A 26,392-nucleotide genomic window follows, 5' to 3' on the forward strand; every position below is an offset into this window, starting at 1 on the left:
TAGTTTCTCTAGTAGCAAGCTTTACTGAGACAAAATGACTTTGTCTCAACTCTTAAAAAAGCGGCCGAGGGCCGCTTCCTAAGAAATGACTTCCATCCATTATTTTTCAGGAACTTTTACGCTTCCATCAAGGATTTTAGCTTTTGCATCTTCGACAGCTTTTTTACCTTCTTCTGAAAGGTTTGTTACTGCCAAGTCAACCCCTTTATCTTTCAATGAGTAAACGATCACTTGGCCGCCAGGGAATTCACCTTTTTCTGCCTTGTTAGCAATATCTTTTACAGTTGTACCAACTTGTTTCAAAGTAGATACAAGAACGAAGTTTGATTCTTTGCCATCTTTAGAAGTGTACTTACCTTCTGCTACTTGGTCACGGTCAACACCGATAACCCAAACTTTTTCACTTTCAGAACGGCTTTCGTTGAGGGATTTTGCTTCTGCAAAGACACCAGCACCTGTTCCACCTGCTGCTTGATAAACAACGTCTGCACCAGCTGCGTATTGTGCTGCTGCAATTGTTTTACCTTTAGCAGCATCACCAAATGAACCAGCGTAGTCAACTTGTACTTTGATAGATGGATCTACTGACTCAACACCAGCTTTAAATCCAGCTGCAAAACGTGAGATAACTTCAGACTCAATACCACCTACAAAACCAACTTGTTTTGTTTTAGTTGTTTTAGCCGCTGCAACACCCGCAAGGTAAGCAGCTTCGTTATCAGCAAATGTTACGCTAGCAACATTCTTTTGATCTTTAATCACATCATCAATCAAGACATAGTTCAAGTCAGAATGTTCTTTAGCTGCATCTTTAACCGCATTGTTAAGGGCAAAACCAACACCGAAGATCAGGTTGTAACTTCCAGCCGCTTGTTGTAAGTTGTTAGCGTAGTCAGCTTCACTTGTTGATTGGAAGTAAGTGAAACCTTTATCTTTTGAAAGATTGTGTTCTTTACCCCAGTCTTGCAAACCTTCCCAAGCTGATTGGTTGAATGATTTATCATCAACACCACCAGTATCAGTTACGATTGCTGCTTTTGTCTTCATATCAGAAGATGAAGCTGCGTTACGAGAAGAGCGGTTACCACATGCAGCAAGGCCAACTGCTGCTACTGCAACTAGACCAAGGCCTAGCCATTGTTTCTTGTTCATTACTGAACCTCCTAAATAAGATGTGCAACGATGTTGCAAGTATGGATTGGTTGGCCACAAGGACCGTGCCACTCAGAGAGCGACTCAGACTAGTTTAAGTCTGTAAAAGAGTATGGAAGTAATTCCCCGACCGTCATCTCGACCGTCGATTTATCTTTTGCGACTAAAGTCACTTTTAGATCTTGTTCAAAAAATTCAGCCATCACTTGGCGACAAGCACCACATGGCGAGATTGGTTTTTCAGTTTGTCCATAGACAATCAATTCTGAAAACTCTCTTTGACCTTCAGAAACTGCTTTAAAAATCGCTGTACGCTCTCCACAGTTGGTCAAAGAATAACTAGCATTCTCAATATTGACACCTGTATAAATACTACCATCTTTCGCTACTAGAACAGCTCCGACTGGAAAATGAGAATAAGGCACATAGGCTTGTTTGCTGGTTTCAATTGCTAGTTCAATTAACTCAGTAGTCGCCATCTGCCAATTCTCCTTTTAAAATAGCTACCCCAGCTGACGTTCCGATACGAGTCGCACCTGCTTTCACGAAGGCAAGAGCATCTTCATAAGAACGAGCTCCACCGGCAGCCTTAACACCCATCTCAGGTCCAACTGTTTCACGCATTAATGTAACATCTGCTACCGTAGCTCCACCAGTTGAAAAGCCAGTAGATGTTTTTACGAAGTCAGCTCCAGCTTTTTGGGCTAATTGACAAGCTACAACTTTTTCTTGGTCTGTCAGCAGGCAAGCTTCAATAATAACTTTCACTAACTTGTCACTACTTGCTTCAACGACTGCGCGAATATCCGACTCAACCAAGGCCAAATTACCTGATTTGAGAGCCCCGACATTGATCACCATATCAATCTCATCTGCACCATTTTGGATAGCTTCTTTTGTTTCAAATGCTTTCACGGACGAAGTTGTTGCTCCCAAAGGGAAACCTACTACTGTACAGACCTTGACATCTGCGCCTTCAAGCCCTTTTTTGGCATGTTCAACCCAGGTCGGATTAACGCAAACACTGGCAAAATCATACTCTCTAGCCTCAGACAACAAACAATCAATTTGATTTTCTGTTGCATCTTGTTTTAAAAGCGTATGATCGATATATTTATTTAATTTCATATTCGGATTCTCCTGAGGTTTATGAGATGATTTCTATAATTTCTCGTAAACTTTGCACCCTGTCATTTATTTTAACATATTTTTGAAAATCTGTAACTAGCTGAGGAGAAATTTTCCCATTTGTGTATACTTTTGCAACAATTTCGCCCTTTTGGACGGAATCTCCAACCTTCTTTTCAAAAACAATTCCAGTTTCATAGTCCAAGGTATCAGACTTGACTGCACGGCCTGCCCCCAGTCTCATGGCATAAAGGCCAAATTCCATGGCTGGAAGAGCTGAAATGACACCCGTTTCCTGAGCAGGGATTTCTACCACATGGGCTACATTTACAGGACGATAAAGGTCTTCCAAGTCTCCACCTTGAGCTTGGACCATCTCCTCAAACTTAGCCAGTGCCTTACCATTTTCAAGATGTTGCCGAACTTCTTCAACTGTCTTGTCAACATTAGCCAAACCAAGCATGATTTGTGCCAATTCACAGATGAAGTGGGTAATATCCTGACGGCCTTGACCTTGGAGAATCTCCAATGCTTCAAGGATTTCCAGACGATTTCCAATCGCTCGTCCCAAAGGTTGGCTCATATCCGTAATCACTGCTACCGTTTTCCGACCAACGGCCTTACCAAGTTCTACCATGGTTTGAGCTAGTTCGCGCGCCTCATCAACCGTCTTCATGAAGGCACCCTCACCGACAGTAACGTCTAGCAAAATAGCATCCGCCCCTGCCGCGATTTTCTTGCTCATCACCGAACTTGCAATCAAGGGAATCGTGTCGACAGTTGCGGTCACATCACGGAGGGCATAAAGAAACTTATCTGCTTTGACAAGCTGGTCTGATTGTCCAATGACAGATAGACCAATATCCTGCACTTGCCGAATAAAATCCTCTTGACTACGTTCCACTTGATAGCCCTTAATGGACTCCAATTTATCAATTGTTCCACCAGTATGACCGAGACCACGACCACTCATTTTTGCTACAGGCACACCGAAGCTAGCAACAAGAGGAGCTAAAATCAAGGTCACTTTATCACCAACACCACCAGTAGAATGCTTGTCAACTTTAACCCCATCAATAGCGGATAAATCAAACTCTTGCCCAGTCTTGACCATCTTCATAGTCAAATCAGATATTTCTCGAGTCGTCATTCCTTTAAAATAAACAGCCATAGCAAAGGCAGACATCTGATAATCAGGAACAGTTCCTGACACATAGCCTTCTACCAGCCATTCGATTTCACTTGAAGTCAGTTCTTGACCGTCTCGTTTTTTTTGAATTAAATCAACTGCTCTCATTCTTTCACACTTCTAAGGATGTAGTATCCCTTATCTTTTTTAACGATTTCACAATTGCCAAACACATCTTCCATCTTAGACTTGGCACTTGGAGCCCCTTGTTTTTTCTGGATAACGATTGTTAAATCGCCACCAGTTTCCAAGAAATCTTTACTTTTCTCAATGATTTCATGAACCACTTGCTTGCCCGCACGGATAGGGGGGTTGGAAATAACATGGTCAAAATGTCCTTCAACTTGTTCATAGATGTTGGACTGGAAAATCGTCGCTTCTACTTTATTTCGTTCAGCATTTTTTCGTGCCAAATCCAAGGCACGATTGTTGATATCGACCATGGTCGCCTGAACTCCATAAGCCTTAGCTAAGGACAAGCCCAAAGGTCCGTAACCACAGCCTACATCAAGGACAGTTTCTCCTTGGTTGACCTCAAGACACTTGAGCAAGAGTTGACTTCCAAAGTCAACCATTTTCTTGCTAAAAACACCCGCATCCGTCAAAAAGGTCATTTTTTCTCCCAACAACTCTACTCTCAACTCATGAATGTCGTGAGCAGCGTCAGGATTTTCTGCATAATACATTTTACTCATGAAACTATTTTACCATAATTTGACTTAAATTGTAAATCGTTTACAAATTGCTAATAAAACGAAAAAGACTGAAGAAAGCTAGTCAACGAAACCTTTTCTCCAATCTTTTTCAACACTTATAAATGAATGATAAACCATTTTTAACTAGAAATATCATAGTCAGGATAAAACAAAAAGTTTATCATCTATAATCAGGCGCATGTTTATTACGATTGCTTAACCTTACAATACTTTATTATCAACAACATTCCCAACAAAATGTTTAAATAAAAGCCCAACTGATAAGTTTTCGTTAGGATTTCCCAACTTGTCCAAAGTCGTATCAAATCTTCTATTGACATGCGGAAGAAATAACCCTCTGTAGCAATCCATAGGACTAAAAAGAAATAACTACCAGCAGCAAGCCATTTCGTCCACCGCTTTTTTAGGAAGAAAGCAATCAAGAGCGAACAGATAAAGACAACTGTTATAATGGCATGTTCCATCAAAAAAGTAAAACCGTAATAGATTTCCACAAAACGTCTACCATTATCCGCATTCGCTCCTTTTATAAAAGGTAGAGCAAAACTTACAATAAAACAGAGCTCCAATATGTAACCTTTTAAGATTTTCATAGTACACCTCCTATAAGTTGTGAACTAAAAATTCTCCTTTATTAGCTTATAAATCAGTGGAATCTATCCCCTACTTCATCATTAAATTGTTCAGCCTCTATCTATCTCTATTATACGATATTAGCTTACTATCATCAAGAAACCGCTTTATTTTTTTAGCTTTTTATGGTATGATAGACAAAATATCTAGGGGAAAACAAATGACCAACGAATTTTTACATTTTGAAAAAATCAGCCGCCAAACTTGGCAATCTTTACATCGAAAGACAACCCCTCCTTTGACTGAAGAGGAATTAGAATCAATCAAGAGTTTTAATGACCAGATTAGCTTGCAGGATGTTACCGATGTCTATCTTCCCTTAGCCCATCTCATCCAAATTTACAAGCGTACCAAGGATGATTTGGCCTTTTCAAAAGGAATTTTCCTTCAACGTGAAAGCAAATCCCAGCCTTTTATCATTGGGGTTTCTGGGAGTGTTGCCGTTGGAAAATCCACAACTAGTCGCCTGCTTCAAATCCTACTGTCCCGTACGCTTACAGATGCTACGGTTGAGTTGGTAACAACTGATGGCTTTCTCTATCCCAATCAGACCTTGATTGAGCAAGGAATTTTAAATCGTAAGGGATTTCCTGAAAGCTATGATATGGAAGCTCTTCTCAACTTCTTGGACCGCATCAAGAATGGACAAGATGTAGATATTCCTGTCTATTCTCATGAAGTCTACGACATCGTACCTGAAGCAAAACAACGAGTAAAAGCAGCTGACTTTGTGATTGTCGAGGGGATTAACGTCTTTCAAAATCCACAAAACGAGCGTCTCTATATTACTGACTTCTTTGACTTTTCTATCTATGTTGATGCTGCAGTTGATGACATTGAGAGTTGGTATCTCGACCGTTTCTTGAAAATGCTGAGCCTAGCCCAAAACGACCCTGATAGCTACTATTATCGATTTACTCAGATGCCGATTGGGGAAGTGGAGTCCTTTGCCCATCAGGTCTGGACCAGTATTAATCTCACAAATTTACAAAATTATATTGAACCGACCAGAAATCGTGCGGAAGTGATTCTTCATAAAACAAAGAACCATGAAATCGATGAAATTTACTTAAAAAAATAATTTTCCCTTGTCAAAACGTAAGTTTTCAGATATAATGGTATAGTTAGTAAATATGGAGGTAAGAACATTGGCAAACATTAAATCAGCTATCAAACGCGCTGAATTGAACGTTAAACAAAACGAAAAGAACTCAGCTCAAAAATCAGCTATGCGTACTGCTATCAAAGCTTTCGAAGCAAACCCATCTGAAGAACTTTTCCGTGCTGCTAGCTCAGCTATCGATAAAGCAGAAACTAAAGGTTTGATTCACAAAAACAAAGCAAGCCGCGACAAAGCTCGTCTTTCAGCTAAACTTGCTAAATAAGAAACAGTCCATAGAGGCTGTTTTTTTGTCCCAAAATAGGAGAAGTCAGAAAATGAAAATCGCAATTATCGGATATTCTGGGGCTGGTAAATCAACTCTAGCTGAAAACTTGTCTCGCTACTACTCCATTCCCAAACTTCATATGGACACTCTTCAATTTCAGCCAGGCTGGGTAGACAGTGACCGCGATTGGATGTTAAAAGAGATGAGAGACTTTCTCACCGAACATTCCGATTGGGTGATTGATGGTAATTATTCTTGGTGTTATTACGAGGAAAGAATGCAGGAAGCTGACCAAATCATCTTTCTTAATTTTTCCCCATTGACCTGTCTCTTTCGAGCCTTTAAACGTTACCTCACATACCGAGGCAAGGTCAGAGAAAGCATGGCAGCTGGTTGTCAAGAACAATTTAATTGGGAATTTATTCGTTGGATTCTTCGGGATGGACGAACAAAAAATGCTAAGGAAAGATACCAATACTTAAACAATACTTACCCAGAAAAGATGCGCATTCTCCATTCTCAAGCTGAGATTGACTATTTCTTGCAATCTCTTAAAAATAGACGATAGAGTAACATTTCATTAAGGTCAGCATGGGCTGAATGACTAAAAAAGGAAGATTTTCATCCAGAAAATCTTCCTTTTTTGTTTCCTTTTATTCTGCAATCAATGTTTCTAATCCAACCTTCATCATATCAGTGAAGGTATTTTGACGCTCTTCTGCAGTTGTGTCTTCGTCTGGATTCACCAAACTATCAGAGATAGTCATGATAGCAAGAGCATCAACATGGTGTTGGGCTGCCAGATAGTAAAGTGCTGCCGCTTCCATTTCCACAGCCTTGACTCCCCATTTACCAAGCTCGATGTTCTTTTCAAAGTAGTTTGAATAAAAGACATCAGATGACAAAACGTTCCCAACATGGGTTGTCATACCAAGTTCTTTGGCGATATGGTAGGCCTTGTCCAGCAAATCAAAGCTAGCGATTTGTGGGAAATCGTACTGTGGCCAGTCGTTACGGATGATGTTTGAGTTAGTTGCAGCAGCTTGTGCCAAGACCAATTCACGGACATGTACATCCTCATTCAAAGAACCAGCAGTACCCACACGGATTAATTTCTTCACACCGTAATCGACAATCAACTCACGCGCATAGATAGAGATAGATGGCATCCCCATTCCAGTACCCATGACAGAAACACGATGACCCTTGTAAGTCCCAGTGTAGCCAAACATGTTACGCACTTCGTTAAAACAAACAGCGTCTTCAAGGAAATTCTCAGCAATAAATTTCGCACGAAGAGGATCCCCAGGAAGAAGAATTTTATCAGCAATTTCACCCTGCTTAGCAGCAATATGGATAGACATAATATAAGATACCAAGGGCGTTAAAGAGGCAAAGTAAAAATAGGAAATCCGACAAAGATGCTCCGCATCTAGGAGGATTTATCTTTTTTACACAGCCTCTAGCTCGGGTTCAATTCAAACCCGAACCACCCTTCCTTTCTGTGTGTATTTTTGTTCAGAAAAGCTTTCCGCTCATGTTCAAATCAGAACACACGCTCTACCTTTCTTTTTTATTAGTAGGACAGGCGACAGAGAACAAAGTAAAAATAGGAAACTGACGAAGCATCGATGATGCTAGGAAGTTTATCTTTTTTACACAGTCTCTAGCTCGGGTTCAATTCAAACCCAAACTACCCTTCCTTTCTGTGTGTATTTTTGTTCAGAAAAGTTTTCCGCTCGTGTTCAAATCTGAACACACGCTCTATCTTTCCTTGTTTTACCTTTTTTGACTATATGTAGCCTGAATGATTTTGTTAAATATTATAAATAGTTTTTTTCTGAATGTCCTAAAGTTGTTCTTAAAAATGCAAATGGTAAAGTGTAAATTTCTTTGTTATATTGCGATACCGTTTCATTATAGTGTAATTTTTGATTAGCAACTAGCACTTCTGACTCCTTAATCTCAGAAATCAGATCCTTTATACTTTGATCTGCGGTAACACTTGTATCTCTTTCAATTTCCTCAATAATTTTATTCTTCGTCTCCTCCACTTTAGTAGAGTATTCGTGTTTGGAAGAATTTCCAGATTCACCATAAAATTTACGCTTAGATTCTGAATGATTAGCTTGATTTTCATCGTTAGTAAAATTGTTAACAGACTTTTTTTCTTCCAACAATTCTGAAACATTTTTCCTAACAGACATTTTTAACTCATGGTCAACAATTTTATCGGTCAATTCACGAAGTTGTACAATTAACTTTTCCACATACTGCTCTTTAATTTCAATTGCACTGTATGAAGATTTAATTAACTCTTTTAAATTAACAACTTTATGGTATTGAAATAGAAAGACTATTATGATATAGCTTAAAACTGCAAATACGATAGATGCTCCTTGAAATGGTTCATAGTCTATTTCACTACCACTCGTATCTATGGCAGAAAATATAATCAACCAAATAATAGTTAGGAGAGCAACTATAAAAACTCCACGAATGATACGAAATAATGGATTATTCATTAAATTTGACATCAATTAATCCTTTTATAATTCAGCAAGAATCGCTTTCAGCAAGCCTTTGAAATCACCTTTAACACGTTCTGTTACTTCCACCACTTCTTCGTGGTTGAGTTCTTCTTGGAAACCAGCTGCAAAGTTGGTAATACATGAAATTCCCAGAACTTTCAAGCCTGAGTGAGCTGCCACGATAACTTCAGGAACCGTAGACATACCGACGGCATCTGCTCCAAGTGTCTTATAGGCACGAATTTCTGCTGGAGTTTCATAAGTCGGACCAGTCACTCCGATATAGACACCTTCATCAAGCTTGATACCAAGTTTTTTAGCCACTTCATGTGCAGTAGCACGATATTCTGGTGTGTAGGCTTTAGACATATCTGGGAAACGAGGACCAAAATCATCCAAGTTTTCACCCATCAATGGGTTTTGACCAGTCATATTGATGTGGTCAGTGATGGCCATCAAGGTTCCTGGTCCATAGCCGATACCACCTGCAGCATTGGTTACAAGAACCCCTTCACATCCCAACACTTTCATGACACGAACTGGGAAAGTCACTACTTCCAATGGGTTTCCTTCGTAGAAATGGAAACGACCTTGAAGCGCTAATACTTTACGTCCTGCAAGTTCTCCATATACCAATTTACCAGCGTGACCGACTACTGTCGAACGACCCCAGTTTGGAATATCTGCATAGTCTACAACAACTGGATTGTCGATTTCTTCAGCAAGTTCACCGAGTCCTGATCCAAGGATTAGACCAAACTCTGGCGCTTCTACTCCCTTGCCTTTCAAAAAAGCAGCTGTTTCACTGATTTTATCTAAAAATGTCATTAGGTATCTCCTTCTTTATGTTTTAAAAATTGACTAATTTTGTCAAAGGTATTAGCGTTACGAATGGTAATATTGCGATAGAATGGCATCTTTAGCAAGTGATTGTGATAGGCTGTTTTAGAGTAGGTAGCTTCTGACAACTTGCCCCAGAAAATCCCTAATCTCCCGAAATGAAGCACTTCATCGAACAGTTCCAAACTCTTCACTTTCTCGATGACTTGATCCACATCCAAGTCCTCAGTGTAAAAGAGCACATCCTTCCGAGATATTTCATGATTCCACCAATCAGGAAGATTTCTAACTTCCTTTTCATAGTCTTCATTAGACAACAAGGAAAAATGTTGGATAAATGGATAGTGCCTTTTTAAGAATCCCTTTAAAGCCTCAACTAACTGATTTCTAGCAATATTAGTGTCAAAGAAAATATTGCCACTGTTGATGTAGGTTTCAACCTTTTCCAGTTTCAACTCTGTCAGTTCTTGACGAAGCTCCGCCATGACAACCTTATTTTTCCCACCGACATTAATGCCCCGAACAAGTAAAGCATATCGCGTCATCTTATACCAATTTATCTAAGAAACTTTCCCCAATCATGGCAGTTTCCACACCAAAGTTATCTGCTATAGTCGCTGAGATATCTGCGAAATGTCCGACAGGCAGCAAACCATTTCCTTTAAAGGCACGACTGTAAGCCAAAAGTGGAATATATTCGCGAGTGTGGTCTGTTCCCACATAAGTTGGGTCGTTCCCGTGGTCCGCAGTAATCAAGAGAAGGTCATTCTCTCTCATGGCTGCAATAATTTCAGACAAGCGTTCATCGAACTCATGCAAGCAATCACGGTAACCATGGGCATCACGACGGTGTCCGTAAAGGGCATCAAAGTCAACCAAGTTTGTGAATGAGAATCCTTTTTCAAACTCAGCAAGGCCCATAGTCTTCAATAGTGTATCAATTCCATGGCTATTTGATTTATTGTGACCCATGTCATGGTTGATACCAGCGCCGTTAAAGATATCGTTAATCTTACCAACAGCATAAGTATCGATACCAGCTTCGTTCAATTTATCCAAAACAGTTGGGGCAAATGGAGATACAGCCAAGTCACGACGGTTTGCCGTACGAGTGAAGTTTCCTGGTTCACCTACATACGGACGGGCAATGATACGACCTAAGAGAGCAGGACGCTCAAGGGTAATCGAACGAGCGTATTCACAAATACGGTAGAGTTCATCCAAAGGAATGATATCTTCGTGAGCTGCGATTTGAAGAACTGGATCAGCTGATGTATAGATAATCAACTCCCCAGTTTCCATCTGACGTGGTCCAAAATCATCGATAACAGCTGTTCCTGAGTAAGGTTTGTTAGCTTCACGAATAACCTTACGTCCTGAGAATTCTTCGATTTTTGTCAAGATTTCTTCTGGGAATCCGTTCCAGAAAGTATCGAAAGGCTCCGTAATGTTGAGCCCCATGATTTCCCAGTGTCCAGTCATAGTATCCTTACCAAGAGATACTTCTTCCAATTTTGTTGCATATCCAGTTGGATTGCTTTCTGCCGGCACAGTCTTAAGAGGAGTTTCACGAGGAATATTTCCTAGACCGATTTTAGCCATGATTGGGACATTCAAACCAACTGTTTTAGAAATATGTCCCAGTGTGTCAGAAGCTCCATCTGGAACCCCAGCATTTACAAAGTTATTAGCATCTGGTGCTGCACCGATTCCTACAGAATCCAATACCACCAAGTGAATACGATTAAATTTTGACATAGTGTGTCTCCTTATTACTTTGATTAGTTTGCTTTTGTCGAAGTTAAAATCCGAACCCCATCTCGTCCAGCAACGATGACCTTATCCACCATTTGGTTAAATAAGCCGTGCTCGACAACACCAACAATGTGGTCCAACTCTTGCCCAAGAACAATAGGATCATCAATAACACCTAAATCAAGGTCAATGATGAAATTTTTCATATCCGTCACAAAGCGTTGGCCCTCCTTTTCGCGAAAGCTCGGTTTGTAGCCAGCTCGCTCGAATCGACGAAAGACTTGCTCTGCACCATACTGAACTACCTCTACAGGTAATTTAAAGGCTCCTAGTTTCTCTACTAGCTTGCTTTCATCAACAACCCAGATATATTCTTTAGATGGAGTTGCTACAATCTTTTCCATGAGAAGGGCACCACCACCACCTTTAATGCCGTTAAACTGACTATCCACTTCATCAGCACCATCAACGGTTAGGTCTACAAAGTCTACTTGGTCAATAGACTTGAGCGGAATATTAAGCCCTTCAGCCTGTTTACTGGTCACACTAGAAGTCGTTACAGCTGTAATCTGCAACCCTTCTTCCTTAATACGACGACCGATCTCTTCAACAAAATAATAGGCAGTAGAACCAGTTCCCAGTCCGACAACAATCCCATCCTTGACAAACTCAGCAGCCTTGATGCCTGCCATTTTCTTCAGATTTTCCACTCAAACACCTCCATTAGAGAGCTGCTTCTATTATACCATGTAAAGGCTTAATATTCATCTGAAAATTTGAAACCGATATCCATTCTAGAAGAAATCTTACTAGGTTGATTTTTTATCATAAAGATGGTTAAATGGTTAAGTACAGAAAAGGAGACATAATATGAATCCATTAGATTTGTTTAATCAAGTAAAAGAATTAATCGAAACAAAAGATTTCGAAGCTGCAAAAACATTTGTTGCAGAAAATCAAGAACAGCTTGGAGAATACTTCTCTCAAGCTCAGCAGTTGATTTCTGGTTCTGAAGGTCTAGATGGCCTCGTTGGAAAGATTAAAGGTTTTTTCTAAAAAATATAAAGGCGCCTGAAACCATCAGGTGCCTTTTTGAGATATTTTTTTCATTATTTCGGGAAGATAAGAGCTGATTTCCGTCGGCAAGACCACATAATGTTCTTGAGCTAGTTTTTGGGCTATGGCTGAATGAAGATGGGTCGCTACTGCCACACGCTCGTAGAGACTGGCTTGTTTAAACTGGCCTGCAAATCCTGCAATCATCCCAGCTAGTGTATCTCCCATTCCTCCAGTCGCCTGATAAGGGCCACCAACCTGTAACTGGTAATAATCAGACTGACCAACTTGCCAAATACGAGTAGCTGGACCTTTCTCCACCAAAATTGTTCCTTGAAGGAAGGAATTCAGGGCACTAGCTGTTACATCCTCGTTTTGCTTTTCAATAGCAATACCAGACAGCTTTTCCCATTCTTTTTGGTGGGGAGTTAGGATAAGCTGGTTAGACGGAAATGACAACTTTGTCCTAGCAAGAATAGTCAGGGCACCTCCATCTACAATCAAAATCTGATTCTGTCTTAAGCTAGCAAAGACTTGTTTTACTAGATTTTCTCCAAAAGCATCGTCTCGTAAACCAGGTCCCAGTAAGACAACTTCTGCCTTCTCCAACTGCTCTTTTAACAATTGCTGGTCTTGAAGAGAAAAGGCCATAGCTTCTGGTAAATGGCTATGGAGAGCTGGAATATTTTCTTTATCCGTTGCTACTGTCAATAAGCCTGCGCCACTTCTAACCGCCCCTAAGGCAGCCATAATAATCGCTCCCCCATAGGGATAAGTTCCCCCAATCAAGAGAAGACGACCGTAGTCTCCCTTATGACTAGACCGAGGACGCTCGATGATTACTTTTTTCAGTAGAGCTTGATTAATCTCCTTCATACACTACTCCTTCAACTTATCCTTACTATGTAACACTTGATTCACCTTAGTATTCCAAGCCTGTAACCCTTCTCCCTCATAGTCTAGGTAAATCACTCTATCTTGTAATTGACTAGGAATCAAACCTTCAAAACAAGCCTTATCTTTCGAAGGAATCATACACAAATGAAGAAAGGTATCCAAATCTAAACTATCTCTTACCTTCGCAACATGATAGCCATCAAAGATATAACCTGGTGCTTGAATTAATTCTTCATACAGGAAATGAAAACTAACGCCAGGAATGAACTTTTCTTGCAGTTCCTCTTCAGAAGGTGCCCGTCCTAACAAACGCTCCATAGCGAGTCGGTAACCCGAAGTCGTATTAGACCATCCAAACATGATATAGTCAAAATAATCTGCTGGATCAGATGCAGCATTTCGACTATCAAAAACCAACTCCTCAGCGTATCGACCAAAGGCTTTTACAGCAGATAATAGCTGACCAGTTTTAAGAATAGAAATTGCTGCATCTATAGTCGTAGTATGACTACAGTAGTCTGAAGTCACTAACCTCTTATGTAAATCATAAGTCGAGGCTACCCTTTTATCTGTAGGGGTAAATGGTGGCAGAAAAGGATGCTGACAGAGGTAATCTAAAATTTCTTTTTTTAAACAAGAATCATTACACTCGATACTTGTTTGACGTTTATGAAGTTTTTCGTAAGCTATAAATTTAGCAATTTTTTCTAATTCCCACTCTTGAATATTTGGATAATCAATTAGTGCTAAGTGATATATTCCATCCCATTGCAAACTATATTCTCCATTATAAATTTTTAAAATCATCTAATCACCTCACTTTATTATACAACAAAAAGGAGGCACTTACCTCCTTTTATCTATTTTCCCTTAAATTCCGCAAAGGTCTGTAAGATTTTAGCTGCCACTGCTGGAGAAGGTTCTCCTTTTAGCTCAAACGTTTCATCTGCATATGGAGTAAGGCCAGCAAAATCTCCTATCTGGACAGAGTAGAGAGATGTTTTAAACAGTTCAATATCATTTTGGTCATTTCCAAAAGCGATGAAGTTCTCTCCACACAACTTTTCAACAGTTGTCGCCTTATGAGTATCCCAAGGATTGACATAAAGGCACTTTTCATGGGCATGATAGGACAGATGAGCCTGCCCCAGTCTTTCTAACTGACCAAGAAGGTCATCAAGCAAATCCTCATGGTCTCCCATATAAACGACTATCTTAATCGGAGTACCCAAGTCCTCAAGTTTCTGATGACGAGCTACCTTTAGGGGATCCACACTAGAGATAAATGGAATCTTCCCCACGATCTGACCACTATAGTCAAAGCAATCATCTACAAAGAAAGGGAGATTATAGGTTTGGCAATAATCCACCAGCGCCTGATAAACTCTAGCATCGAGATTTCTTTCATAGATAGCTTTCCCCAGATAATAGGCTACACCACCATTCAAACCTATAACCAAACGCTGACTGAGCTCGGGACTTAACAAGCCCAAACAATCCCGATAAGAGCGAGCTGAGGCAAATACAACCTCATGCCCATAATCTTCAGCCTTTAAAAGAACCTGCTTGATCTCTTCATCTATGGTCATATAGTCAAAAGACAACGTCCCATCCAAATCAAATACGAATTTCATCTTCCTAGTCCTTGTTCAATGTCCGCAGTGCTGCCTGATAGGTTTGCTCCATCAGCATAGTAATGGTCATAGGACCAACACCTCCAGGAACTGGCGTGATATGACTAGCAAGTGGTGCAACCGCCTCATAATCCACATCCCCACAGAGCTTGCCATTTTCATCGCGGTTCATCCCAACGTCAATGACAACAGCACCTGGTTTGACAAAGTCAGGAGTCACAAACTTGGCACGACCGATTGCGACCACAAGAATATCCGCTTTTGCAGCAACCTTAGCGAGATTATGAGTCCGTGAGTGAGTCAAGGTCACTGTTGCATTCTTGGCCAAAAGAAGCTGGGCCATGGGTTTTCCAACGATATTGGAACGACCGATAACAACGGCATTTTTACCTTCTAAATCAATTCCATACTCATGAAACATCTCCATAATTCCTGCAGGTGTCGATGGAATCATAACTGGATGGCCAGACCAAAGACGTCCCATGTTTAGAGGATGGAAACCATCCACATCCTTTTCTGGGTCAATGGCTAATAAAACTGCCTCTTCATCGATATGTTTTGGTAATGGCAACTGGACCAAAATCCCATGCCAAGCTGAATCCTGATTGTATTTGGCAATCAAGTCTAACAACTCCTCTTGAGTAATGGTCTCTGGAACTCGCACTACTTCGCTACGGAAACCAGCCGCAAGAGCAGAACGTTCCTTGTTACGAACATAGACTTGGCTTGCAGGATTATCTCCCACCAAAATCACTACCAAACCAGGTACTAGACCTGTTTCTTCCTTTAATTTTGCAGTCTTTTCAGCCAACAGCCCCTGCAATTTGGCCGCTAAAGCCTTCCCATCAATAATCTGTGTCATATCACTTCTCTTTTCTTTCAAATATCTTCCATTATACCAAAAACTGCTAGTCCCCTCTAACACTTCTTTCTTAGGCAACCCTATAGTTTCAAACTATAAGAAAAAGCTCGGTTCGAGCTTTTCATTAATCTATATTTTATATGTAAAGTTGGCTACAAATAGCTAAACAAAGCTAACTTATAAAACCTTACTCAAGAAGTCTTTAGTCCGTTGTTCTTGAGTTTGTTCAAAAATCTGTTCAGGTGTTCCGTCTTCAACAACCACACCGTCTGCCATAAAGATGACACGGTCTGCCACCTCACGAGCAAATCCCATCTCATGTGTTACGATAACCATGGTCATTCCTGACTTGGCTAGGTCTTGCATAACAGCCAACACTTCACCTACCATTTCAGGGTCCAGGGCTGAAGTTGGCTCGTCAAAGAGCAAAACATCTGGTTCCATAGCTAAGCCACGCGCAATAGCAATCCGCTGTTGCTGGCCACCTGACAAACTCTGTGGATAAGCAGTTGCCTTATCTGGTAAACCAACTTTTTCCAAAAGTTCCTGAGCTCTCTTCTCTGCAACTGCCTTACTTTCGCCTTTGGTCTTGATAGGAGACAAGGTGATATTTTCCATCACAGTCATATTAGGAAAGAGGTTAAATTGTTGGAAAACCATACCCATCTTCTCACGCATGGCAAAGAGGTCATTCTTCTTGTCCGTAATATCGACTCCCTCAAAGATAACCTTCCCTTTAGTTGCTTCTTCTAGCAAATTCATAGAGCGAAGCAAGGTAGATTTCCCACTTCCTGAAGGACCTATGATAACAACAACCTCTCCTCTTTTAATCTCGAGGTTGATGCCCTTCAATACTTCATTCTTTCCAAAGGATTTATGTAAATTTTCAATTTTTATCAAGGTTTCTGTCATTATTTCTTATCTCCTTGTCCCATACGTTTTTCAAAAGCTTTCAAGGCTACTGTCAAAATAGAGGTCATAATCAAGTAATAAAAGGCTGCAAATAAAAGTGGTGTTAAAGGTAGATAGGTCGTTGTAGAAACTGTTGTAGCCCCATTCCACAACTCCATGACACCAATAGCTGATAAGAGGGAGCTATCCTTGATAATAGTGATAAATTCGTTTCCCAATGCTGGCAAGATATTTTTAATTGCTTGTGGCAAAATCACATAGCGCATAGCATTTTTAGGACGAATCCCTAAAGAATAAGCCGCCTCTAACTGACCTTTTGGAACCGCATTAATCCCAGCCCGAACAGTCTCAGAAACATAAGCACCACTGTTCATAGAGATAATCAAAATCCCTGGAATCAGACGAGACAGATCAACTCCCAAAATCCCAACCTGAATAGTCGGAGCATTGATATGCATAAGAGCAAAGGCAATCATAATCTGAACCATCATCGGCGTCCCACGGAAAATCCAAACGTACAAGTTGGCGAGCCAAACAAGCGGTTTAAACTTTGAACGTTGCCCAAAAGCCAAGACAACACCCAAAATAGTCCCCAAAAAGACAACACAGATAGAAATGAGAACCGTCACAACAGCTCCATAGTTAAAATAAGGTAAATACTTAGGTAAAAAAGAAAAATTCATAGTCACACTACTTTCTAAAATAGAATACTGTATGATTATAACATGATTTGAATTAAAATTCAAATACTTTATCTAATTTATTCAAAAAATCTTTCAACTAGTAGAATTAGCGAGAAATCTTAGTTTTTTCTAGTCAAGTTGACCTCCTTTATGGTAAAATAGTAACGATAAGAAATGAAGGAGAATCAAAATGGAATCACATTTGGTTAGAATCATCAACCGCCTTGAAGCAATGGCAAAAGACGGCGGAAATTTAAAACGTAATTTTGAACGCGAAGGAGTTGTTGTTGCAGAAGTTGCATACAGCCATGATGAAGAAAACGGATCAATCTTTACCCTTCGTGATGTCGAAGCTCGCGAAACTTATACGTTTGACAGCATTGACTTGATTGCAATGGAGATTTACGAACTCCTATACTAGTATAAAACAAGCTGGGATTAAACCCTGCATGTCTAACCAAAATCCTTTTTGTCTCACAAATAGGATTTTTTTATAGTTCAAATTCACAAAGATTTTCATTGTAACAACTTATACTAATTCAAACCACGTCAGCGTCGCCTTGCCGTACTCAAGTACAGCCTGCGGCTAGTTTCCTAGTTTGCTCTTTGATTTTCATTGAGTATTATCATATCTACAATCTTTTTACTTGCTTTACACCCCAATCCTGTTATAATGAGAGTATAGAAATTTGACTATTTTTGACCTTTAGACAGGTCAGGCTAAAGAAAGAAATGAGGTAGATGTATGCTTTGTCAAAACTGTAAAATCAACGACTCAACAATTCATCTTTACACCAATCTCAATGGAAAACAAAAGCAAATTGACCTCTGTCAAAACTGCTACAAGATTATCAAAACAGATCCTAACAATAGTCTCTTTAAAGGCATGACGGATTTGAACAATCGTGACTTTGATCCCTTTGGTGATTTCTTCAATGACCTAAACAATTTTAGACCTTCTAACAATACTCCTCCAACTCCCCCAACCCAATCAGGAGGAGGTTACGGTGGAAACGGCGGTTATGGTTCCCAAAATCGTGGACCTGCTCAAACTCCGCCACCTAGCCAAGAAAAAGGCCTGCTAGAAGAATTTGGTATCAACGTAACTGAGATTGCTCGTCGTGGAGATATTGACCCTGTAATTGGACGCGACGATGAGATTATCCGTGTCATCGAGATTCTCAATCGTAGAACCAAGAATAATCCTGTTCTTATCGGTGAACCAGGTGTTGGAAAAACTGCCGTTGTCGAAGGTCTAGCTCAGAAAATCGTCGATGGAGATGTTCCATATAAACTCCAAGGAAAACAAGTTATCCGTCTGGATGTGGTTAGCTTGGTTCAAGGAACGGGGATCCGTGGACAATTTGAAGAACGTATGCAAAAACTTATGGAAGAAATTCGCAAACGTGAGGACATCATTCTCTTTATCGACGAAATCCATGAAATTGTCGGTGCGGGTTCTGCTGGCGATGGCAATATGGATGCTGGAAATATCCTCAAGCCAGCCCTTGCTCGTGGGGAACTGCAACTGGTCGGTGCTACTACCCTCAATGAATACCGTATCATTGAAAAGGATGCTGCCCTAGAGCGTCGTATGCAACCCGTTAAGGTTGATGAACCAACCGTGGACGAAACAATTACTATCCTCAAAGGGATTCAAAAGAAATACGAAGACTACCATCACGTTCACTATACCGATGCTGCAATTGAAGCAGCTGCAACTCTTTCCAACCGCTACATCCAAGATCGCTTCTTACCTGACAAGGCCATTGACCTCCTGGATGAAGCTGGCTCTAAGATGAACCTGACCTTGAATTTTGTGGATCCTAAAGTGATTGATCAGCGCTTGATTGAGGCTGAAAATCTCAAATCTCAAGCTACACGAGAAGAAGATTTTGAGAAGGCGGCCTATTTCCGCGATCAGATTGCCAAGTATAAGGAAATGCAAAAGAAAAAGGTCACAGACCAGGATACTCCTATCATCAGTGAAAAAACCATTGAGCACATTATCGAGCAGAAAACAAACATCCCTGTTGGTGACTTAAAAGAGAAAGAACAATCTCAACTCATCCATCTAGCCGAAGATCTCAAGTCTCATGTTATTGGCCAAGATGATGCAGTCGATAAGATTAGCAAGGCTATTCGCCGTAATCGGGTTGGACTTGGAACCCCTAACCGTCCAATCGGAAGCTTCCTCTTTGTCGGACCAACTGGTGTCGGTAAGACAGAACTTTCCAAACAACTAGCCATTGAACTTTTTGGTTCTGCTGACAGCATGATTCGCTTTGACATGAGCGAATACATGGAAAAACACAGCGTGGCTAAGTTGGTTGGTGCCCCTCCAGGTTATGTTGGCTACGATGAGGCTGGGCAGTTAACGGAAAAAGTTCGTCGCAACCCATACTCTCTTATTCTCTTAGATGAAGTGGAGAAAGCCCATCCTGATGTTATGCATATGTTCCTTCAAGTCTTGGACGATGGTCGTTTGACAGACGGACAAGGACGGACTGTTAGCTTCAAGGACGCCATCATTATCATGACTTCAAATGCTGGGACAGGAAAAGCCGAAGCCAGCGTTGGATTTGGTGCTGCTAGAGAAGGACGGACCAACTCTGTTCTTGGTGAACTCGGTAACTTCTTTAGCCCAGAGTTTATGAACCGTTTTGATGGTATTATCGAATTTAAGGCTCTCAGCAAGGATAACCTCCTTCAGATTGTCGAGCTCATGCTAGCAGATGTTAACAAACGCCTCTCTAGCAACAACATTCATTTAGATGTAACTGACAAGGTCAAGGAAAAATTGGTTGACCTCGGTTATGATCCAAAAATGGGAGCACGCCCACTTCGTCGAACTATTCAAGATTATATTGAGGACGCAATCACTGACTACTACCTTGAAAATCCAAGCGAAAAAGACCTCAAGGCAGTTATGACCAGTAAGGGCAAGATTCAAATCAAGTCTGCCAAAAAAGCTGAAGGAAAAACTTCTGAAAAAGAAGTATAAATCCTATAGAAAAGGAGTAGAAAATGAAATTTTTCTGCTCTTTTTACTAAAATAACTATAAGTTCTTGACAGCTCGGTCTTTGTCCATTAAGATAATAATAAAGATAATAGATAATGAGGAAAATACAATGGCAAACCCAACTTTCGGAGAAAAAAAAGAGAATACAGACTATGTTGCTCGTTATGGTGTATATGCTGTTATCCCTGACGCTGAACAAAAACAAATTGTTCTTGTTCAAGCACCAAATGGCGCTTGGTTCTTACCAGGTGGTGAAATTGAAGCAGGTGAAAATCATCAAGAAGCCCTAAAACGTGAATTGATTGAAGAGCTTGGCTTCACAGCTGAAATTGGTGTCTATTACGGACAAGCTGACGAATATTTCTACTCTCGTCACCGTGATACCTACTACTACAATCCTGCATACCTCTATGAAGCGACTTCCTTCAAAGAAGTACAAAAACCACTAGAAGACTTTAATCATATTGCCTGGTTCCCTATTGACGAGGCTATTGAAAACCTCAAACGTGGTAGTCATAAATGGGCCATCGAATCTTGGAAAAAACAACATAAGATTGACTAAATCAAGCTACTTTATTCAAAAAGTGCTATAATAGAATTAGAAAATCGGAGGAAATGTTATGAAGCTTATCAATACGACAAACTCACACTCGCAACTTGTAAAAAGCCAGCTAGAAAGTACTGATGCAACCCTTGTTGAGGTCTATTCTGCGGGGAATACCGATGTTATTTTTACCCAAGCTCCGCTTCACTATGAAATCCTCATCTCAAACAAACACCGTGCTATTCGCGAAACTGAAATTGAATCCATCCAAGAATTTTTCTTGAAACGTAAAATTGATAAGGACTCTATTGATGAGGCTAATATCAAAACCCTCTATTCAGAAAAATTAATTGAAATTTCGATTCCAACCAAGTAAAGAAGTTAAGTAATACTCAATAAAAATCAGAGAGCAAACTAGGAAGCTAGTCGCAGGTTATTCAAAGCACTGCTTTGAGGTTGCAGATAGAACTGACGACGGCAGCTCAAAACACCGTTTTGAGGTTGCAGATAGAACTGACGAAGTCAGTCACATATAATCCAAGGTGAAGCTGACGTGGTTTGAAGAGATTTTTGAAGAGTATAAAAACTTGATTTGAGAAAAAATCCATTAAGTCTTTCCATAATAAAACGCATAGCAGCAAGATTTTCTACATCTGCTATTATGCGTTTTTATAATTTTGAACATTTTTGAAAAAGATTACGGCTCTGCCTTATACTCAATAAAAATCAAAGAGCAAACTAGAGAGATAGCAACAGGTTGCTCAAAGCATAACTTTGAAGCTACAGATAGGATTGACGAAGGTAATACCATATATAAGGCAAGGCAAAGCTGACGTGGTTTGAAGAGATTTTTGATGAGTATTACTATAAAAAAGATTTGGTTCTGCTTCTCACAGAACCAAATCTTTTTTATTATGTTAGAAACGAATCGTCTCACGAGTTTTTTCGTATGAAGTAACAAAACGGTTGGTTACACCTGGTTCTGCAACTTCCAAAGCTTGCGAAATCTTATCAAATGAAGCATGGTAATCAAATTCTTTTTCAAAAATTTCTAATGATTCATTAAAGGCTTCTTGAATTCGTTCATCAAATGAGCGGTAACGGTTCGAATACTGTAGCAATTGTTCTGTCAATGTTGCATATTGAACAATATTATAGGTTTCTTCTTCAAGTGCTTCCATATCATTTGTTGTAATTTCAAGCATACGGTTCACAGCTTCGATATTGACCCGAGCTTCTTCTAGTTCAGCCATCAACTCTTCAGTATGGTTACTTGCTGTAAAGAATAACTGTAAGAAATTCTGAGGAATACCTGGAAGATTGCGTTTTTCCATATATCTCTTAATCGTATGAAGACGATTTACATAAACATTTGCCTTCTGGCGAGCATTGATATCATCTTTTTCAATCTGAGCAAGACGTTGACTAACCTCAACTTGTTCATCTTCAATTTCCTTCAAAGTCGCTTGTAAATTTTCCAAACGTTCTTCAAGGAATGAATAGGGCTCCAACTGTTCCTCTTGTTCAGAAGTTAATTCCAGTACAGATTCTTCCAAAGACTCTAGCTCAGCTTGTAATCGATGAACATGACTAACATCCGTTTCAGATAGTAGGTAATTGTTACTCAATCGTTGAATATCTTCCACTAAAACAGCATTACTATCTTTCATGTGTTTCAAATATGTAGGAAGTGTTGCTACTAAGCCTTCTACTACTTTTTGAGCGGCGATTTCTCGAGTAAAGATATCATAAAGTGCATTGATTTCTTCTTGAACTTGAGTATTTTCATACTCAGCATTATCCAACTCTAATTGTGCAATATTTTCATGGTTTTTCTTCAAAGCTTCATAAAGCAACTGGAAGCGAGATTCAATATCCGTTTCAGCAAAATGATAATTAGCATCTAAAAGCTTACGGTAGCCATCTTCTAAATCTTCCAGTTGATCAGGTAGGTCTTTAGATAATGTTGCTACAATTGCTGGGATACGGTCAACAATATGCGTTAAAGCCAAGATATGATTTTCAGCATTATCCAAAATCACGGCTGCTTCTACTGGGTCTCCAGACGAGTTTAAAGTTACAAACTGAGAAAACTCTGATTGGATATTTTCCAATTGTTTTTCGATTTCAGACAAACCTTGGCCATATTCTTCAGAATGATCAGCAACTCGGTGTTGTAACTCTTCAAACAAGTCCAAGGTATGAAGAACACGTCCACTATTTTTAGATTCTTGTTTCTCCAAATCTGCCAAGGCATTGCGAATTGCCGCAATATCTTCTTCAATCAAGGTAATTTGACTTTCGATTTGATCAATTTGATTACTGGCCTTGAAAAAACGGAATGAGTTATTGTAGCCTTCTGCCTCGAAAAGATTATTTTCGATATCGGCAAAAGAATTAAGAGATAGATCAACCCATTTTTGATTCCATTCACGGAAAGTCACTTGACTTTGTCCAATCAAGTGCATATTTTTTACAGCTTCAACTTCATCATTAACTGGAAGATTGTACAGTTCTTCTTTTTTCTCTTCTAAAATTGCTAGTTTACTTTCATTGCGTTTTCGTACATAGATTGCGATAGCATAGGCAATGACCAATAAAACTGCAACTGCAATTATTAAATAAATTACTAGTCTAGCAGACATATTAAACTCCTTTTTTACTTGAAACAATCGTAATGATTATATCATATTTTTTAGACCAAGGGAACTACTTCTCCCGATTTTTTAGACATCCAGTGTACTATAGACGGCATTTTCTTCGATAAACTCTCGACGAGGCTCTACTCGATCCCCCATCAACATATCAAAGATTTTATCTGCTTCTGCAGCATCATCTACAGAAACTCTAGCCATCAAACGATGTTCGGGATCCATGGTTGTTTCCCATAACTGATGATCGTCCATTTCACCTAGCCCCTTATAACGCTGAATGGTCGGTTTGGTACGACCTTCACTATAACGGGCCAAAGCTTCTTGGAGTTTAATTTCTTGATCTGCACCTGGCTGGATATATTCTTTAATCTCGCTTCCAACCTTGACACCATAGATTGGTGGTTGGGCAATATAAACATAACCAGCTTCTAGGATTGGTTTCATATAACGATAAATCAAGGTTAAAAGAAGGGTACGGATGTGGGCTCCATCGACATCGGCATCTGTCATCAGAACGAGTTTTTGGTAACGGGCTTTTGAAACATCAAATTCTACTCCAAATCCTGTTCCCATGGCTGTGAAAAGACTACGAATTTCTTCGTTAGCAAGAATTTTATCCATACTTGCCTTTTCAACGTTCAAGATTTTACCACGAATCGGAAGAATAGCCTGAAATTCACGGTTACGACCAGATTTGGCTGATCCACCAGCTGAGTCTCCTTCGACGATAAAGAGTTCTGTTTCAGCTGGATTGTTAGAAGAACAGTCTGCTAGTTTACCTGGAAGGTTGGAAATTTCCAAACCAGATTTTTTACGAGTGACTTCACGCGCACGCTTGGCAGCCACACGAGCCTTAGCAGCCAAAATTCCTTTTTCCACGATACGTTTAGCAATCTGTGGATTTTCCATGAGAAAATCAGAGAAGGCATCACTGAAAAGGCGATTGGTAATCTTGACCACTTCACTATTTCCCAATTTGGTCTTAGTTTGTCCTTCAAACTGCGGATTTGGGTGTTTAACTGAGATAACTGCAGTTAATCCTTCACGGACATCTTCCCCTGTCAGGTTTTCTTCATTGTCTTTCAGTAACTTATTCTTACGAGCATAATCATTGATAACACGAGTCAGTGCTGTACGGAAACCTTGCTCATGCGTTCCGCCTTCATGGGTATGAATATTATTAGCGAAACTCATGACATTTTCATGGTAACCCGTTGTGTATTGCATAGCTACTTCAACTGTGATATCATCCATCTCACCGTCTGTGTAGATTGGTGTATCAAAGATTACATCCTTATTCTCGTTGATATACTCAACGTAGCTAGCAATCCCACCTTCGTAATGATAATGCTTGGTTTGTTCCAAACCTTCACGCTTATCTGTAATTGAAATTTGAAGGCCACGATTTAGAAAGGCCAACTCTTGAATCCGTTTATTTAATTTTTCAAAATCAAAAGTCGTTGTTTCTGTGAAGATCTCTGGGTCTGGTGTGAAGTGAACAGTTGTTCCCGTTTTATCTGTATCTCCAACCACCTCAAGATCCGCAACAACATGACCACGTCGGTATTCTTGGTAATGAATTTTCCCGTTTTTGTGGACATGAACGTCTAATTGAGTGGAAAGGGCGTTAACAACTGAGGACCCCACTCCGTGAAGACCACCTGAAACCTTGTATCCGCCACCGCCAAACTTTCCTCCAGCGTGAAGGACAGTAAAGACAGTCTCAACGGCAGGTCGACCTGTTTTTTCCTGAATGTCGACTGGAATACCACGTCCATCATCGACAACAGTAATCGAATTATCTGGCTCAATAAAGACTTGAATATGGCTAGCAAATCCTGCCAAGGCCTCATCAATTGAGTTATCAACAATTTCCCAGACTAGATGGTGAAGACCTTCTTTTGAAGTTGACCCGATATACATCCCTGGACGCATACGAACAGCCTCTAAGCCCTCTAAAACTTGAATTTGACTGGCATCATAATCTTGTGCCTGCAGATTTTTGATTTCTTCTGTCATCTTATTCCTTTTTCTTACATGTCTAATACTTGTCTTAAATTCACGATACTGGTAAACAAGTGGGTATCCAATCCTGCAGCTTGACCTGCTTCGATATCAATCGGCCGATCACCAATGACAAGCCCAGAATCAATCTGATACTTCTCTCTTAAATAAATCATGGACTCAGGGTCTGGTTTTCTCTTAAAGCCTGAGTTAGAAGTCACTACTTCCGTAAAATAAGCTGCTATGGAGGTTTTTTCTAAAATTTCCAAGACTTGATTATTTCGGTGAGAGACCAAAAAATGACGTCCACCTTGATTTGAAATGTCTTCCAATAAGTCAGAAACTCCTTCAAATAAAATCGGGTGTTCAAGCTCTCTGGCTTCATTTTCCTTGTACTTTTCTAAAAAATGCTCTAAATTGGGAGCGAATGTCTCAATCGCAAAATCAGTAGAAACCTTTAAAGCTTGATAGACACTGTCATGGTCTTGTGTGATGCCATATAGTGCCAATGTTTCAACAAAGGCAGCTGTTGAAGTTTCATAATTATCCAGTAAAGTTCCACCTAAATCCCAGATATAATCGTGATATTTCATAGCTTTCATTATACCATTTTTTCCTTAAAAAAGCGATGATTTCCCTGAGTTTTCCACATAAAAAACGAGAGGGTAACTTCTCAAAGTAACTTCCACTTGTCTGACCAAAGTGGAAGTTAGTCTAAAACGGATTTTTATGGTGGAATTAAGTATGAGACGTTTGAGTTAGAAATGAGGTCTACTATGACAAAACATAAA

Annotated in this window: 29 protein-coding genes; 8 read left to right on the forward strand and 21 right to left on the reverse strand. The window is 39.9% G+C overall.

Features of this window, described 5'->3' with window-relative positions; all coding sequences use genetic code 11:
• Positions 1-99: 99 nt before the first annotated feature.
• The 6 genes from QM959_RS06990 to QM959_RS07015 all read right to left on the reverse strand — a co-directional run bounded on the left by QM959_RS06990 (position 100) and on the right by QM959_RS07015 (position 4,778).
• Positions 100-1,152 (reverse strand): BMP family lipoprotein, encoded by a 1,053-nt coding sequence (locus tag QM959_RS06990; RefSeq protein WP_247935664.1) that lies wholly within the window; start codon positions 1,150-1,152, stop codon positions 100-102.
• A gap of 89 nt (positions 1,153-1,241) precedes the next feature.
• Entirely contained in the window at positions 1,242-1,631 is a 390-nt protein-coding gene (locus QM959_RS06995; RefSeq protein WP_247935663.1) for a cytidine deaminase, read from the reverse strand.
• A complete protein-coding gene (gene deoC / locus QM959_RS07000) occupies positions 1,618-2,280 on the reverse strand; it encodes a deoxyribose-phosphate aldolase (protein ID WP_414372320.1) in 663 nt (220 codons plus the stop codon). Before deoC ends, QM959_RS06995 begins: the two co-directional genes overlap by 14 nt.
• 19 nt (positions 2,281-2,299) lie before the next feature.
• Entirely contained in the window at positions 2,300-3,577 is a 1,278-nt protein-coding gene (locus tag QM959_RS07005) for a pyrimidine-nucleoside phosphorylase (protein ID WP_414372322.1), read from the reverse strand.
• Complete coding sequence (locus tag QM959_RS07010) at positions 3,574-4,164, reverse strand: class I SAM-dependent methyltransferase (RefSeq protein WP_414372324.1); 591 nt, start codon at positions 4,162-4,164, stop codon at positions 3,574-3,576. The genes QM959_RS07005 and QM959_RS07010 overlap by 4 nt, the downstream gene beginning before the upstream one ends.
• A gap of 206 nt (positions 4,165-4,370) precedes the next feature.
• Entirely contained in the window at positions 4,371-4,778 is a 408-nt protein-coding gene (locus tag QM959_RS07015) for a hypothetical protein (RefSeq protein WP_247935660.1), read from the reverse strand.
• A 200-nt stretch (positions 4,779-4,978) separates the two neighbouring features.
• Here QM959_RS07015 and coaA point away from each other — a divergent pair, with 200 nt between their 5' ends.
• The 3 genes from coaA (at position 4,979) to QM959_RS07030 (ending at position 6,774) form a co-directional block, all read left to right on the forward strand.
• Entirely contained in the window at positions 4,979-5,899 is a 921-nt protein-coding gene (coaA, locus tag QM959_RS07020; protein WP_414372326.1) for a type I pantothenate kinase, read from the forward strand.
• Between the two features lie 67 nt (positions 5,900-5,966).
• Positions 5,967-6,203 carry a 30S ribosomal protein S20 gene (gene rpsT / locus QM959_RS07025; protein WP_001274000.1) on the forward strand — a complete coding sequence of 79 codons (237 nt, stop codon included), beginning with the start codon at positions 5,967-5,969 and terminating at the stop codon, positions 6,201-6,203.
• 52 nt (positions 6,204-6,255) lie between these two features.
• Positions 6,256-6,774, forward strand: a complete 519-nt coding sequence (locus QM959_RS07030; RefSeq protein WP_414372328.1) for a DNA topology modulation protein — start codon at positions 6,256-6,258, stop codon at positions 6,772-6,774.
• Positions 6,775-6,859: 85 nt separating this feature from the next.
• Here the strand turns inward: QM959_RS07030 and deoD are convergent, their stop codons facing one another.
• The 6 genes from deoD to rpiA all read right to left on the reverse strand — a co-directional run bounded on the left by deoD (position 6,860) and on the right by rpiA (position 12,042).
• The gene (deoD, locus tag QM959_RS07035; RefSeq protein WP_000022080.1) at positions 6,860-7,570 is read right to left on the reverse strand and encodes a purine-nucleoside phosphorylase; all 711 of its coding nucleotides are present in this window, start codon (positions 7,568-7,570) and stop codon (positions 6,860-6,862) included.
• Between the two features lie 459 nt (positions 7,571-8,029).
• Positions 8,030-8,743 (reverse strand): LemA family protein, encoded by a 714-nt coding sequence (locus QM959_RS07040; RefSeq protein WP_414372330.1) that lies wholly within the window; start codon positions 8,741-8,743, stop codon positions 8,030-8,032.
• Between the two features lie 12 nt (positions 8,744-8,755).
• Positions 8,756-9,565, reverse strand: coding sequence for a purine-nucleoside phosphorylase (locus QM959_RS07045; RefSeq protein ID WP_414372332.1), 810 nt, complete (start codon positions 9,563-9,565; stop codon positions 8,756-8,758).
• Entirely contained in the window at positions 9,565-10,122 is a 558-nt protein-coding gene (locus QM959_RS07050) for a DUF1697 domain-containing protein (RefSeq protein WP_414372334.1), read from the reverse strand. Before QM959_RS07050 ends, QM959_RS07045 begins: the two co-directional genes overlap by 1 nt.
• A gap of 1 nt (position 10,123) precedes the next feature.
• Entirely contained in the window at positions 10,124-11,335 is a 1,212-nt protein-coding gene (locus tag QM959_RS07055; protein ID WP_414372336.1) for a phosphopentomutase, read from the reverse strand.
• A 23-nt stretch (positions 11,336-11,358) separates the two neighbouring features.
• Positions 11,359-12,042 carry a ribose-5-phosphate isomerase RpiA gene (gene rpiA, locus QM959_RS07060; RefSeq protein ID WP_414372338.1) on the reverse strand — a complete coding sequence of 228 codons (684 nt, stop codon included), beginning with the start codon at positions 12,040-12,042 and terminating at the stop codon, positions 11,359-11,361.
• Positions 12,043-12,202: 160 nt separating this feature from the next.
• On the opposite strand from rpiA, the gene QM959_RS07065 reads away from it, so the two are divergent.
• Positions 12,203-12,388, forward strand: coding sequence for a hypothetical protein (locus tag QM959_RS07065; protein WP_001068558.1), 186 nt, complete (start codon positions 12,203-12,205; stop codon positions 12,386-12,388).
• A gap of 24 nt (positions 12,389-12,412) precedes the next feature.
• Here QM959_RS07065 and QM959_RS07070 read toward each other — a convergent pair whose 3' ends face one another.
• From QM959_RS07070 to QM959_RS07095, 6 genes are all read right to left on the reverse strand, one after another.
• Positions 12,413-13,264 carry an NAD(P)H-hydrate dehydratase gene (locus QM959_RS07070; RefSeq protein ID WP_414372340.1) on the reverse strand — a complete coding sequence of 284 codons (852 nt, stop codon included), beginning with the start codon at positions 13,262-13,264 and terminating at the stop codon, positions 12,413-12,415.
• 3 nt (positions 13,265-13,267) lie between these two features.
• Positions 13,268-14,092, reverse strand: a complete 825-nt coding sequence (locus tag QM959_RS07075) for a phosphate ABC transporter ATPase (protein WP_414372342.1) — start codon at positions 14,090-14,092, stop codon at positions 13,268-13,270.
• A 53-nt stretch (positions 14,093-14,145) separates the two neighbouring features.
• Positions 14,146-14,919 (reverse strand): HAD hydrolase family protein, encoded by a 774-nt coding sequence (locus QM959_RS07080; protein WP_414372344.1) that lies wholly within the window; start codon positions 14,917-14,919, stop codon positions 14,146-14,148.
• A gap of 4 nt (positions 14,920-14,923) precedes the next feature.
• Positions 14,924-15,781: a bifunctional methylenetetrahydrofolate dehydrogenase/methenyltetrahydrofolate cyclohydrolase gene (locus tag QM959_RS07085; RefSeq protein WP_414372346.1), complete on the reverse strand. Its 858-nt coding sequence runs from the start codon at positions 15,779-15,781 to the stop codon at positions 14,924-14,926.
• Between the two features lie 177 nt (positions 15,782-15,958).
• Positions 15,959-16,693, reverse strand: coding sequence for an amino acid ABC transporter ATP-binding protein (locus QM959_RS07090; protein WP_000140955.1), 735 nt, complete (start codon positions 16,691-16,693; stop codon positions 15,959-15,961).
• The gene (locus QM959_RS07095) at positions 16,693-17,376 is read right to left on the reverse strand and encodes an amino acid ABC transporter permease (RefSeq protein ID WP_001011642.1); all 684 of its coding nucleotides are present in this window, start codon (positions 17,374-17,376) and stop codon (positions 16,693-16,695) included. Before QM959_RS07095 ends, QM959_RS07090 begins: the two co-directional genes overlap by 1 nt.
• Before the next feature lie 190 nt (positions 17,377-17,566).
• On the opposite strand from QM959_RS07095, the gene QM959_RS07100 reads away from it, so the two are divergent.
• The 4 genes from QM959_RS07100 to QM959_RS07115 all read left to right on the forward strand — a co-directional run bounded on the left by QM959_RS07100 (position 17,567) and on the right by QM959_RS07115 (position 21,319).
• Complete coding sequence (locus QM959_RS07100; RefSeq protein WP_000443570.1) at positions 17,567-17,797, forward strand: DUF1797 family protein; 231 nt, start codon at positions 17,567-17,569, stop codon at positions 17,795-17,797.
• Between the two features lie 324 nt (positions 17,798-18,121).
• Positions 18,122-20,380, forward strand: a complete 2,259-nt coding sequence (locus QM959_RS07105) for an AAA family ATPase (RefSeq protein WP_414372348.1) — start codon at positions 18,122-18,124, stop codon at positions 20,378-20,380.
• 128 nt (positions 20,381-20,508) lie between these two features.
• Entirely contained in the window at positions 20,509-20,961 is a 453-nt protein-coding gene (locus QM959_RS07110; RefSeq protein ID WP_414372349.1) for an NUDIX hydrolase, read from the forward strand.
• A 58-nt stretch (positions 20,962-21,019) separates the two neighbouring features.
• Positions 21,020-21,319 carry a DUF1827 family protein gene (locus tag QM959_RS07115; RefSeq protein WP_247935318.1) on the forward strand — a complete coding sequence of 100 codons (300 nt, stop codon included), beginning with the start codon at positions 21,020-21,022 and terminating at the stop codon, positions 21,317-21,319.
• 541 nt (positions 21,320-21,860) lie between these two features.
• Here QM959_RS07115 and ezrA read toward each other — a convergent pair.
• From ezrA to QM959_RS07130, 3 genes are all read right to left on the reverse strand, one after another.
• Entirely contained in the window at positions 21,861-23,588 is a 1,728-nt protein-coding gene (gene ezrA / locus QM959_RS07120; protein ID WP_414372351.1) for a septation ring formation regulator EzrA, read from the reverse strand.
• Between the two features lie 81 nt (positions 23,589-23,669).
• Complete coding sequence (gene gyrB, locus QM959_RS07125; protein WP_414372353.1) at positions 23,670-25,616, reverse strand: DNA topoisomerase (ATP-hydrolyzing) subunit B; 1,947 nt, start codon at positions 25,614-25,616, stop codon at positions 23,670-23,672.
• Positions 25,617-25,630: 14 nt separating this feature from the next.
• On the reverse strand, positions 25,631-26,194 hold the full coding sequence (locus QM959_RS07130) for an HAD family hydrolase (protein ID WP_414372354.1): 564 nt from the start codon (positions 26,192-26,194) through the stop codon (positions 25,631-25,633).
• Positions 26,195-26,392 lie beyond the last annotated feature (198 nt).

The organism is Streptococcus mitis (assembly GCF_047459985.1).
GTDB classification, from domain to species: domain Bacteria; phylum Bacillota; class Bacilli; order Lactobacillales; family Streptococcaceae; genus Streptococcus; species Streptococcus mitis_DZ.